Here is an 11,691-nt window from a genome sequence, read left to right on the forward strand (position 1 = left end):
GGCGCCCTCAGGGCTGCGCCGCTCGCGTACCGGCCCGGAGCACGGAGGCGCCGACCGGTGTGAGGGTGTGCAGCACGCTCGCGGCGTGCCGGCTGGTGGTGATCAGTCCCGCGTCGCGCAGCGCGGTGGCGTGTCTGCTCGCGGCGGACGCGGAGACCCCCACGGCCCGGGCGATCTCACCGGTCGTGGCACCGCCGGCCACAGCCAGCAGGGCGGCGGCACGGGCCCGGCCCAGGAGGGAGGCCAGCGGGGCGGCCGAGTGGCCGGCCTCGCTTCCGATGCCGGTGCCGATGCCGATGCCCGGTGGCGGGGCGGCCGGTTCGCGCAGCACCGGATAGCAGAGGACCGGTGGCAGCGCGGGGTCGGCGAGACTGTTCGGCGTACGCCAGGAGAAATAGGACGGGACCAGGGTGAGGCCCCGGCCGTTCAGCAGCAGATCGCGGTCCTTCGTCGGGTACTCGACGTGCAGGACGGGCCGTCGCCAGCGCATCGCGGGGCCGAGGCCGTCCAGCATGCCCTCGACACCGCCGTCCAGGATCCCGCGGGCGCGCGCGGACCGTTCGGCGTCGATCCGGACCTGGATCTGTTCGCGGTACGGGGTGACGGCGACCTCGTAGTAGGCGCGCAGCACCCGTACGAGTTCGTGGCGGGTCTGGGTCTCGGCCAGGCGTGGGGCCCACGAGGGAGCCCCGACCACGCGGTCGAGGGTGGCCATCTCGTACCGGATCCGCCACGGCGGGGCCGCCACGATCGCGTCGAGACCGGCGTCGAAGCCCTCGGCCGACTGGGCCGGGGTCAGGAAGTCCGGGAAGTAGGCGGCGCGCGGGAAGAGCGGTAACAGCACGGTGCGCAGGGCGCGTTCGAGGCCGTGCTCCCGCAGACGGGTGCGGACGGTTCGGTACCAGCCCGCGTAGGCCCAGCGGCCGGTCCGGGTCTGGAGCCGGTGCAGGCTGGTGGCGATCTCCCAGAGCGGATCCGGTGCGGCGGCCACCCGTGTCCTGCCCAGGTCGGCGTCGCTGAAATGGACGCGGAGCATCTCGTTCCCCCCGATGAGCTCGGCTTTTGCGTTCAGCGTCAACAGCATGGCCGGGCCGGTGACGCCGGGCCAAGGTGGACACGCCGGAACACGGGCGGGACTCCTCGCCGGTGAAAGGCCTGAACCGACCCTGAAGGGGGAACAGATGAGGATCAAGCTCGGGGCGACGCTCGGTACCGCCGCGCTCCTGCTCACCGGCCTGGGCGCCATGGCCCCGACCGCCGCCGCGGCGGACCTCGGCGCCGCCGCCACCTGGTGCACCACGACGCGGGTGATCGAGAAGACGTCGACCACCTACATCCGGCTGCCCGCCACCAGCAGCGGCATCACCTGCGAGATGGCCGAGGGATCCAACGGCACACACGTCCGGGCCCTGCAGAACGCCCTGAACCACTGCTACAGCGCGGGCATCTCCTCGGACGGGAGCTTCGGGCCGGCGACGGAATCCGCACTCAAGGCGGCGCAGCGCGCGGCGGGTGTCACGGCGGACGGCATCTACGGGCCGAACACCCGTGACGCGATCAAGTGGCCCCGGTTCTCCGACAGCACCCATCGCTTCACCGGCTACTGCGCGAAGCGCTGACGCACGGAGGCACCGCGGGCCGGCGCGTGCCGGCCCGCGGTGCCTCACCCAGCGCGAAGACCAGAAGACCAGAAGACCAGAAGACCAAATGCTCAGAAGGCCAGAAGGTCGGAAGGTCGGAAGGTCGGAAGGTCAGTGGAAGAAGTGGCGCGTGCCCGTGAAGTACATCGTCACGCCCGCCTTCTTCGCGGCCTCCACCACCTGCTCGTCGCGCACCGATCCGCCCGGCTGCACGACCGCCTTGACGCCGGCCTCCGTGAGGATCTCCAGGCCGTCCGGGAACGGGAAGAACGCGTCCGACGCGGCGTACGCACCGCGCGCCCGCTCCTCGCCGGCCCGCTCGACCGCGAGCTTCGCGGAGTCGACGCGGTTGACCTGCCCCATGCCGACACCGACCGAGGCGCCGTCCTTGGCGAGCAGGATCGCGTTGGACTTGACCGCGCGGCAGGCCTTCCAGGCGAAGGCGAGCTCGGCCAGGTCCTCGGCGGAGAGGGGCTCGCCGGTCGCGAGGGTCCAGTTCTCCGGGTTGTCGCCCTCGGCCTGGAAGAGGTCGAGGTGCTGGACGACGGCGCCACCGGAGATGGGCTTGATGTCGTCGATCATCGCGGCCGGGTAGCCCTCGACCTTCAGGACGCGGATGTTCTTCTTGCGGGCCAGGATCTCGACAGCACCGTCCTCGAAGTCCGGAGCGGCGATGACCTCGGTGAAGATCTCCGCGACCTGCTCGGCCATGGCGACCGACACCGGACGGTTGACGGCGATGACGCCGCCGAACGCGGACAGCGGGTCGCAGGCGTGCGCCTTGCGGTGTGCCTCGGCGACGTCCTCGCCGAGCGCGATGCCGCACGGGTTGGCGTGCTTGATGATCGCGACGCAGGGCTCGTCGTGGTCGAAGGCGGCGCGACGGGCCGCCTCGGTGTCCACGTAGTTGTTGAAGGACATCTCCTTGCCGTGCAGCTGCTCGGCGTTGGCGAGCCCGCCGCGCAGGCCGTCCGTGTAGAGCGCGGCGCTCTGGTGCGGGTTCTCGCCGTACCGGAGGGACGACTTGCGCTCCCAGGTCTTGCCGAGGAACTCCGGCAGCTCCGCGTCCTCGTCGGCCGCGTAGCTGTCGGTGAACCACGAGGCGACGGCGACGTCGTACGCGGCGGTGTGCTGGAAGGCCTCCGCCGCCAGGCGCTTGCGCGCGGTGAGGTCGAAGCCGCCGTCCTTGGCCGCCGCGAGGACGGCCGCGTAGCGCGCCGGGCTGGTGACGACCGCGACGGAGGGGTGGTTCTTGGCGGCCGCGCGGACCATCGACGGGCCGCCGATGTCGATCTGCTCGACGCACTCGTCCGGGGTCGCGCCGGAGGCGACGGTCTCCTTGAACGGGTACAGGTTCACGATCACCAGGTCGAAGGGCTCGACGCCCAGCTCGGCGAGCTGGTTCCGGTGATCCTCCAGGCGCAGGTCGGCGAGGATGCCGGCGTGCACGCGCGGGTGGAGCGTCTTGACGCGGCCGTCCAGGCACTCGGGGAAGCCGGTGAGCTCCTCGACCTTGGTGACCGGGACGCCGGCCGCGGCGATCTTGGAGGCGGTGGAGCCGGTGGAGACGAGGACGACACCCGCCTCGTGCAGGCCGCGGGCCAGCTCCTCAAGGCCGGTCTTGTCGTAGACGCTGACGAGTGCGCGGCGGATGGGGCGCTTCGTACCTTCGGCGGTCACGGGATTGTTACCTTTCGTCCCTCAATGCGGTAGCCGTGCCGGGCCAGACGCCCCACGACCTCGACGAGCAGCGAGCGCTCGACTTCCTTGATGCGCTCATGGAGAGCGGCTTCATCGTCCTCGTCCCGGACCTCGACCACGCCCTGGGCGATGATCGGGCCGGTGTCGACGCCGTCGTCGACGAAGTGGACGGTGCATCCGGTGACCTTCGCGCCGTACGCGAGTGCGTCCCGCACTCCATGGGCACCGGGAAAACTGGGGAGCAGCGCCGGGTGGGTGTTGACGACCCGGCCACCGAAGCGGGCGAGGAACTCCTTGCCGACGATCTTCATGAAGCCGGCCGAGACGACGAGGTCGGGCTCGTAGGCGGCGGTGGCCTCGGTCAGGGCGCGGTCCCACTCCTCGCGGGTCGCGTAGTCCTTCACCTTGCACACGAAGGTGGGCAGTCCGGCGCGCTCGGCGCGCTCGAGGCCGACGATGGAGTCGCGGTCGGCGCCGACGGCGACGATCTCGGCGCCGTAGCCGTCGGGGTCGGCGGCGATGGCGTCGAGCAGGGCCTGGAGGTTGGTGCCGGAGCCGGAGACCAGGACGACGAGGCGGGCGGCGGCCACAGGGTCACTCTTTCCGTGGTGTTTGTACGGTCGCACAAACGAATCGTGCCCCTCGATACGGGGAACCCTACGAAGGGCCCGACCGTCAGCAACGATACCGGCACACCGGACGGCCCCCACGGGACGGGGGGACGGGCGGGGGGTAGCGTCGGGGTTCGACGACAGACGAGACAGCAGTCGACACGGCGGTTGAGCCAGCGGTTGAGCCGGCAGTTGATCGAGAGCAGTTGAGACAGCAGTTGCGACGACAGAGGGAAGACGTTCAGCAGATGCCGGAACGCCAGTCCACGGACGACAACAATCCGTTCGCGCCGCCGCCCGAGGGGCAGCCGGACCAGCCGTGGCAGCCGCGGCGGCCGGAGGGCTCGGACGACGACGCGTCGTCCGGGTCGTCCGGGTCCTCCGACGGCTCCCAGGGCTCCGGAGGCTCCGGGGGTCGCTGGAGCAGCCGGCAGCCCGGCCGCTCCTCCGACGGCTTCGGCCGCCGTCCCGAACGCCCGGGTGGCCCGGACCAGGGTCAGACGCCGGGCCCGAAGTGGGACCCGACGGACCCGGCGCAGCGGCGGGCGCGGTACGCGCTGCTCGCGGGCATGTGGGCGTTCTTCTTCGCCATCTTCGAGATCCAGGAACTGGCGCTGCTCCTGGGCGCGCTGGCTCTGTACTGGGCGATCAGCGCGCTGCGCGCCAAGCCGAAGCCCGCCACGGCCACGGTCGCGGATCTCTCCGCGACGCCCGCGCCGCCCGGTCCTCCCACGCCCGCCTCCACCGCCCCGGCACGTTCCCAGCGCACGGCGGCCGTGAGCGGCCTGGTCGCGGCGGCCCTGGCGCTGCTGATCGTCGCGGGCACGTTCACCATCCAGCTCGTCTACCGCGACTTCTACACCTGCGCCGACGACGCCCTGACCAAGTCGGGCCAGCTGGCCTGCAACGACCTGCTGCCGGAGCCGCTGCGGGACGTCTTCGGCGTACGGGAGTAGGGACTCCGGTCAGTCGCCTTCGGCCGGGGTCCCGGTCTCCGGCTCCGGCGCAGGCGACGGTGCCGGGGCCGGGCCCTGGGCCGAGGCCGGTGCCTGGGCCGGTGCCTGGGCCGGGGCCGGGGCCGGAGGAAGGGGCGGCGGCGGGGGCGGCAGGGTCGGTTCCCAGGCCGCCGGGAGGAAGTCGTACGGCTCGAACCCGGCCTCGTCGTCGTCCTCCTCGGCGAACGGCTCGAACCCGGGCGCCGGGGGGACGGTGGCGAGCGGCCCGGCCTCGTCCGCGCGGGCGGGCGCCGGGGCGGGGGCCGATGTCCCGGCCTCCGGCTTCAGGCCGCGCCGCGCCCAGGCCCGTACCCCCAGCGCCACCGGCACCCCCAGCGCCGCGCACCACAACACCGCCGCCGCCCCCGCCTGCCACCACACCGGGCCGAACGCCGACAGCCGGCCCGACCCGAGCGGCCCGCCCGCGGCCGCCGCGAGGAGCGCCACCGCCGCCCCGCACACCCAGGCGCAGGTCACGGCCGTCAGCGCCGTCTCCCGGCCCGTCCACATCCGCGCCGACCGCCCCACGTACGCGCCCAGGACCAGCGCCGCGACCAGCGGGATCGTGGCGGCGGTCCAGTGCAGCCACATGCCGCGGCCCTCGCCGGGCAGGGCGGCCAGGACCGGGAAGGGCGGGACGGCCGCGGCGCCGGTGAGGCCCAGCGGCGTCGCCGAAGCACCCGTACCGAGCGCGAATCCGGGGCCGAGTCCGTACGACGCACCCCACACCGCCGCGTTCGGCACCAGCGCGAGGGCCAGGAGCAGGACCGAGACCCGCCCCGACCACTCACCCGTGAGCGAGTCGAACGACTCCTGGGCCGCGCCGGCGTGCCAGACCAGCGAGGCGCCGAAGAGGACCGCCCCGCCGCCGAGCAGGGCCACGAGCGCCGGTCCGGCCGCGCGTAGAGCGACGGCCGCCTGCTCCTGTTCCGGCAGTGGCCGCCCGCTCGCCGTCCAGACGCCCAGACCCGCCGCGCCGACCACCACGGCCGGCAGCCACAGCCCGGCCGTCAGCAGGTCCGCGGGGAACGGACCGCTCGCCGCGTAGAGCACGACACCGGCCGCGACCAGCAGATATCCCCCCGCCACCGCGGCCACCGCCCCGCCCGCGGAGGGCCTCGGCCGGGCTGTCTCCTCGGCGTACGACTCCAGCGTGTCCCTGGCCGCCCGATGCGCCAGCCACGTCGGCAGGGCCATGAGCAGCAGCGGGGCGATCCCGAGGGGCGCGGGCACCCCGGAGAGGGTCTCCGTGCGGATCAGATCCACGCCATGGGCGAGCAGCCACAGCCCGGCGGCCGTGTGCAGGGCCCCGCCCGGCCCGCTGTCGGGGTACGGCGAACTGATCCACGCCGCCGTCACCAGCACCGCCAGCGCGCCGAGCCCGAGCCCCGCCGCGACCCCGCCGCGCACGAAGGCGGTGGCCAGCGCGGCGGAACGGCCGCCCTGGACCAGCGGATCGGCCGTCGGCAAGGCGCTCTGCTCGGTCAGGTGGGTCACGCGCCCATGCTCCCAACGACACGCGCTTTTCACGCGTAACAGGCAAACCGCCGTTGTGTCGCTCAAGATACGTTTATGTACTTTTCGGCCCGGAGCAGCACTGCGGGAGGTCGTCACCGATGAGTCCGACGAGTCGGGGAAGCGCCGATTCGGCATCCGCCGTCGCACTGCCGTCCCCCAAGGAGCGACGCAGACTGCGCGAGGCCATGGCTCTGAGCGAGGAAGATGTGGCCGAGGCGATCGGCGTCACGCGGGCCACCGTCCGGTCCTGGGAGACCGGCCGCACCGATCCACGGGGGCGCAAGCGGGAGGCGTACGCGAAGCTCCTGCGGTCGTACGAGGACGAGCTCACGCCCTCCGCCACGGCGCCCGCGCCGTCCCCCGCGGCGCCCGAGCCCCCGACGCACGTCAAGCCCGTGAAGCTCACCAAGCCCGCCGCGTCCGCTGCGCCCGCCGCGCCCCCCGCGCACACGCGGCCCCGGGCCGCGGCCAAGCGCGCCGCGAAGCCGCCGAACGCCCCCGCGCCGGCCTCCCCCGGCCCGAAGGCCTCCCGGCCGGTCCGGGCAGGTGCCCCGGCCGCCCAGCAGCCCCCGGAGCGTCTGAAACCCGAGGCGCCGGCCGCGACACCCGGGGCACCCGAGGCACCGGGAGCCACGGCCTCCCAGCCCCCGACGAGGTCCTCCCTCACCCCCGAGGAGGCCTTCGACGCGCTGTACGCCTACGCCGCCCCCGGTCTCGTCCACCAGACGTACCTGCTCACCGGCCGCCGGCGCCTCTCCCGGGAGTCCGTCGAGCACGCCTTCCACCACGCCTGGCAGCGCTGGCCCGAGGTCGCGGTCGACGCGGACCCGGTGGGCTGGGTGCGGGCGGCGGCGTACGAGTACGCGCTCTCCCCCTGGCACCGGCTGCGCCGCACCCACAAGCACCCGGACGCCCCGCCCACCGAGGCCGGGCGGCGGGACCTGCTCGCGGCCCTGCTCGAACTGCCGCCCCCGTACCGCCGTACCGTCCTGCTCTACGACGGGCTCGGCCTCGACCTGCCCGAGACGGCCGCCGAGACCGAGGCGAGCACCCCCGCAGCCGCCAACCGGCTGCTGCACGCCCGTACGGTCATCGGGCAGCGCGTGCCCGAGCTCGCCGACCCGGACGCCCTGCAACGGCGGCTCAGCGCGCTCGTCGCGGAGGCGCCCACGGCGACCCTGCCCGCGGCGCGGAGCGTACGGACGGGCAGCGAGCGGCGCATCAGGCTGTGGACGCGTACGACGCTCGGCGTGACCGCGGCGCTCATCGCGGTCACCGCGCTCACGGCGGCGACCGCGCCCACCCAGTACATCCCGGTGAACGCCCCCGGCGAGACGGTCGACGGCGTCCCCGTCCGCGGGGGCCCGCAGAAGCTCACCCCGCAGGACAGGCAGCTGCGCGACCAGCTCCGCTCCCAGCCGCACTCCGGCCCGGAGCGGCTGATCCCGGACGCGCGTTAGGCGGCGTACGCGAGTGGGCCCCGCCCCCGCCCGGTTTCCCGGGAGGGGCGGGGCCCACCTGTGCGGTCACGCAGTTGTTCAGCCCGCTGTTTCAGCCCGCTGTTCAGCCCGCGAGGATCGCGCGCGCCAGCTTGGCCGTCTCGGTCGGCGTCTTGCCGACCTTGACGCCGGCGGCCTCGAGGGCCTCCTTCTTCGCGGCGGCCGTGCCGGAGGAGCCGGAGACGATGGCGCCGGCGTGGCCCATGGTCTTGCCCTCGGGCGCGGTGAAGCCCGCGACGTAGCCGACGACCGGCTTGGTGACGTTCTTCGCGATGAAGTCCGCCGCACGCTCCTCGGCGTCGCCGCCGATCTCGCCGATCATGACGATCAGGTCGGTGTCGGGGTCGGCCTCGAACGCCGCGAGGGCGTCGATGTGCGTCGTGCCGATGACCGGGTCGCCACCGATGCCGACGGCGGACGAGAAGCCGATGTCACGGAGCTCGTACATCATCTGGTACGTCAGCGTGCCGGACTTCGAGACCAGGCCGATGCGGCCCGGCTTCGTGATGTCGCCCGGGATGATGCCGGCGTTGGACTGGCCCGGGGTGATGAGACCGGGGCAGTTCGGGCCGATGATGCGGGTCTTGTTGCCCTTCGCCTGCGCGTACGCCCAGAAGGCGGCGGAGTCGTGGACGGCGATGCCCTCGGTGATGACGACGGCGAGCGGGATCTCGGCGTCGATCGCCTCGACCACGGCGGCCTTGGCGAAGGCCGGCGGGACGAAGAGGACGGAGACGTCGGCGCCCGTCTTCTCCATCGCCTCGGCGACGGAGCCGAAGACCGGGACCTCGGTGCCGTCGAAGTCGACGGACGTACCGGCCTTGCGCGGGTTCACGCCACCGACGATGTTGGTGCCGTCACCCAGCATGAGCTTGGTGTGCTTCATGCCCGTGGCACCGGTCATGCCCTGGACGATGACCTTGCTGTCCTTGGTGAGGAAGATAGCCATGGTGTGCTTGACCTCGTCCCTTACTTCGCAGCCGCGAGCTCGGCGGCCTTGTCGGCCGCGCCGTCCATGGTGTCCACACGCTGCACGAGCGGGTGGTTCGCGTCCGACAGGATCTTGCGACCCAGCTCCGCGTTGTTGCCGTCGAGGCGCACGACCAGCGGCTTGGTGACCTCTTCGCCCTTGGAGGCGAGGAGCTCCAGGGCCTGGACGATGCCGTTGGCGACCTCGTCACAGGCGGTGATGCCACCGAAGACGTTGACGAACACGGACTTGACGTCCGGGTCGCCCAGGATGATCTCCAGGCCGTTCGCCATGACCTCGGCGGAGGCGCCGCCGCCGATGTCGAGGAAGTTGGCGGGCTTCACGCCGCCGTGGTTCTCACCGGCGTACGCGACGACGTCCAGGGTCGACATGACCAGGCCGGCGCCGTTGCCGATGATGCCGACCTCGCCGTCGAGCTTGACGTAGTTGAGGTTCTTGGCCTTGGCGGCAGCCTCGAGCGGGTTGGCTGCGGCCTTGTCCTCGAGCGCCTCGTGCTCGGGCTGGCGGAAGTCGGCGTTCTCGTCGAGCGAGACCTTGCCGTCCAGGGCCAGGATGTCGCCGGAGGCGACCTTGGCGAGCGGGTTGACCTCGACGAGGAGCGCGTCCTCGGCGATGAAGGTCTTCCACAGGGTCACGAGGACCTCGGCGACCTTCTCGGCGACCTCGGCCGGGAACTGCGCCTGGGCGACGATCTCGCGGGCCTTCTCGATGGAGACGCCCTCGTTGGCGTTGACCGGCACCTTGGCGAGCTTCTCGGGGGTCGTCGCGGCGACCTCCTCGATGTCCATGCCGCCGGCGACCGAGGCCATGGCCAGGAAGGTGCGGTTGGTGCGGTCGAGGAGGTACGAGACGTAGTACTCCTCGAGGATTTCCGGAGCGGTCTCCGCGATCATCACCTTGTGGACCGTGTGGCCCTTGATGTCCATCCCGAGGATGTCCGTCGCGCGGGCGACGGCCTCGTCCGGGGTGGCGGCCAGCTTCACGCCGCCGGCCTTGCCGCGGCCGCCGACCTTCACCTGCGCCTTGACGACCGACTTGCCGCCAAGACGCTCGGTGGCCTCGCGCGCCGCCTCAGGCGTGTCGATGACTTCACCGGCCAGCACCGGTACACCGTGCTTGGCGAAGAGGTCCCTCGCCTGGTACTCGAACAGGTCCACGCGCGTCCGTCCCTTTTCTGATGATCGCGGTTCGTTGTCTGCGTGGGCGTGCCGCGGAGGGCAACGTGACTGCGCTGTCACAAGGGAGGCGTACACGGTGTCCGTGGACGCGGCATGTCCGTCTCGCAGGTTATCCCCGAGGGACGTGGGTCCCTAAATCGCAGATCACAACGGAGCGGTGATACGGGTCACAGATCGTAGGGGTGAGGAGGCGGTGCGTAGGGGGCCACGGGGGTGCCCCCTGAGCCCACGACACAGGTGGGGACGGGGGGTTGCGGACCTCACGACGCGCCCGTCCACGGGGTGAGGGGCCCGCCGGACCGGTTGTGATATGGACCTCAGTGCGGCGGTGCGGGCCCTGCCGGGTCGCGGCGGGGCTGCGGATTCCGCAGCCGCTAGTGGCCGTCCGGTACCGGCAGGGGGCGTTTCTCGATCGCCGCCGCCATCACCTCGGGGAAGAGGTCCGGGGTGCAGGCGAACGCCGGGGCGCCGAGCGCGGCGAGGGCGGCCGCGTGCTCGCGGTCGTAGGCCGGGGCACCCTCGTCGGAGAGCGCGAGCAGGGCCACGAACTGCACGCCGGAGGCCTTCATCGCCGCGACCCGCTTCAGCATCTCGTCGCGTATCCCCCCTTCGTAGAGGTCGCTGATGAGGACGACGACGGTGTCGGCGGGGCGGGTGATCTGCGACTGGCAGTACGCGAGGGCCCGGTTGATGTCGGTGCCGCCGCCGAGCTGGGTGCCGAAGAGCACGTCGACCGGGTCGTCGAGCTGGTCGGTCAGATCGACGACCGCCGTGTCGAAGACGACGAGCCGGGTCGCGATCGACCGCATCGAGGCGAGGACCGCGCCGAACACCGACGCGTAGACGACCGAGGCCGCCATCGAGCCGGACTGGTCGATGCAGAGGACGACGTCCTTCTTGACCGAGCGGGCGGCCCGGCCGTAGCCGATGAGCCGTTCGGGTACGACCGTGCGGTACTCGGGCAGGTAGTTCTTGAGGTTCGCGCGGATCGTGCGGTCCCAGTCGATGTCCCGGTGCCGGGGGCGGCTGATCCGGGCCGAGCGGTCGAGCGCGCCGGTGAGGGTCGCGCGGGTACGGGTGGCCAGGCGGCGCTCGATGTCGTCGACGACCCTGCGCACGACCGCGCGCGCCGTCTCCTTGGTCGTCTCGGGCATGGCCTTGTCGAGGGAGAGGAGCGTGCCGACGAGATGGACGTCCGCCTCGACGGCCTCCAGCATCTCGGGCTCCAGGAGCAGTGTGGAGAGGCCGAGGCGGTCGATGGCGTCGCGCTGCATGACCTGGACGACGGAGCTGGGGAAGTACGTCCTGATGTCGCCGAGCCAGCGGGCGACGGAGGGGGCCGAGGCGCCGAGGCCTGCCGAGCGCTCGCGCCCGGTGGCGGTGGGGGTGGGGGTGGCCGGGCCGCGTCCGTAGAGCGCGGTCAGGGCCCCGTCCATCGAGGCGTCCGTACCGGCGAGGGAGCGGCCGGTGCCGTCCGCCTCGCCGCCGCCGAGGACCATGCGCCAGCGCCGCAGCCGCTCGTCCTGCCCGGCTCCGTTCGTCGTTCCGCGCATGGGTC

Annotated in this window: 10 protein-coding genes; 3 read left to right on the plus strand and 7 right to left on the minus strand. The window is 72.7% G+C overall.

The window, feature by feature from the left end:
- Nucleotides 1-7: 7 nt before the first annotated feature.
- On the minus strand, nt 8-1,036 hold the full coding sequence (locus FDM97_RS31120) for an ArsR/SmtB family transcription factor (RefSeq protein ID WP_137995134.1): 1,029 nt from the start codon (nt 1,034-1,036) through the stop codon (nt 8-10).
- Nucleotides 1,037-1,181: 145 nt separating this feature from the next.
- On the opposite strand from FDM97_RS31120, the gene FDM97_RS31125 reads away from it, so the two are divergent.
- Nucleotides 1,182-1,619, plus strand: coding sequence for a peptidoglycan-binding domain-containing protein (locus FDM97_RS31125; RefSeq protein WP_137993839.1), 438 nt, complete (start codon nt 1,182-1,184; stop codon nt 1,617-1,619).
- Nucleotides 1,620-1,751: 132 nt separating this feature from the next.
- Here the strand turns inward: FDM97_RS31125 and purH are convergent, their stop codons facing one another.
- Together purH and purN are read right to left on the minus strand one after the other, a co-directional pair.
- Entirely contained in the window at nt 1,752-3,320 is a 1,569-nt protein-coding gene (gene purH / locus FDM97_RS31130) for a bifunctional phosphoribosylaminoimidazolecarboxamide formyltransferase/IMP cyclohydrolase (protein ID WP_137993841.1), read from the minus strand.
- Nucleotides 3,317-3,931, minus strand: coding sequence for a phosphoribosylglycinamide formyltransferase (purN, locus tag FDM97_RS31135; RefSeq protein WP_137993842.1), 615 nt, complete (start codon nt 3,929-3,931; stop codon nt 3,317-3,319). The genes purH and purN overlap by 4 nt, the downstream gene beginning before the upstream one ends.
- 269 nt (nt 3,932-4,200) lie before the next feature.
- On the opposite strand from purN, the gene FDM97_RS31140 reads away from it, so the two are divergent.
- A complete protein-coding gene (locus FDM97_RS31140; protein WP_137993843.1) occupies nt 4,201-4,908 on the plus strand; it encodes a hypothetical protein in 708 nt (235 codons plus the stop codon).
- Between the two features lie 9 nt (nt 4,909-4,917).
- On the opposite strand, the gene FDM97_RS31145 is transcribed toward FDM97_RS31140, so the two are convergent.
- Nucleotides 4,918-6,444, minus strand: a complete 1,527-nt coding sequence (locus FDM97_RS31145; protein ID WP_254705814.1) for a cell division protein PerM — start codon at nt 6,442-6,444, stop codon at nt 4,918-4,920.
- A gap of 119 nt (nt 6,445-6,563) precedes the next feature.
- Between FDM97_RS31145 and FDM97_RS31150 the strand changes: the two genes are divergently transcribed.
- Nucleotides 6,564-7,925: a helix-turn-helix domain-containing protein gene (locus FDM97_RS31150; protein WP_137993844.1), complete on the plus strand. Its 1,362-nt coding sequence runs from the start codon at nt 6,564-6,566 to the stop codon at nt 7,923-7,925.
- Between the two features lie 103 nt (nt 7,926-8,028).
- Here the strand turns inward: FDM97_RS31150 and sucD are convergent, their stop codons facing one another.
- The 3 genes from sucD to FDM97_RS31165 form a co-directional block, all read right to left on the minus strand.
- On the minus strand, nt 8,029-8,913 hold the full coding sequence (gene sucD, locus FDM97_RS31155; RefSeq protein ID WP_137993845.1) for a succinate--CoA ligase subunit alpha: 885 nt from the start codon (nt 8,911-8,913) through the stop codon (nt 8,029-8,031).
- A 20-nt stretch (nt 8,914-8,933) separates the two neighbouring features.
- Entirely contained in the window at nt 8,934-10,112 is a 1,179-nt protein-coding gene (gene sucC / locus FDM97_RS31160) for an ADP-forming succinate--CoA ligase subunit beta (RefSeq protein WP_137993846.1), read from the minus strand.
- 395 nt (nt 10,113-10,507) lie between these two features.
- A complete protein-coding gene (locus FDM97_RS31165; protein WP_137993847.1) occupies nt 10,508-11,686 on the minus strand; it encodes a VWA domain-containing protein in 1,179 nt (392 codons plus the stop codon).
- Nucleotides 11,687-11,691 lie beyond the last annotated feature (5 nt).

The sequence above is a fragment of the Streptomyces vilmorinianum genome, assembly GCF_005517195.1.
In the GTDB taxonomy this organism is placed as follows: Bacteria; Actinomycetota; Actinomycetes; order Streptomycetales; family Streptomycetaceae; genus Streptomyces; species Streptomyces vilmorinianum.

Excerpts from the sequence above, each read along its gene's own strand:
- FDM97_RS31150 (WP_137993844.1), top strand. The coding sequence starts at position 6,564 with ATGAGTCCGACGAGTCGGGGAAGCGCCGATTCGGCATCCGCCGTCGCA.
- FDM97_RS31165 (WP_137993847.1), bottom strand. The coding sequence starts at position 11,686 with ATGCGCGGAACGACGAACGGAGCCGGGCAGGACGAGCGGCTGCGGCGC.
- FDM97_RS31140 (WP_137993843.1), top strand. The coding sequence starts at position 4,201 with ATGCCGGAACGCCAGTCCACGGACGACAACAATCCGTTCGCGCCGCCG.
- sucD (WP_137993845.1), bottom strand. The coding sequence starts at position 8,913 with ATGGCTATCTTCCTCACCAAGGACAGCAAGGTCATCGTCCAGGGCATG.
- FDM97_RS31125 (WP_137993839.1), top strand. The coding sequence starts at position 1,182 with ATGAGGATCAAGCTCGGGGCGACGCTCGGTACCGCCGCGCTCCTGCTC.
- FDM97_RS31120 (WP_137995134.1), bottom strand. The coding sequence starts at position 1,036 with ATGCTCCGCGTCCATTTCAGCGACGCCGACCTGGGCAGGACACGGGTG.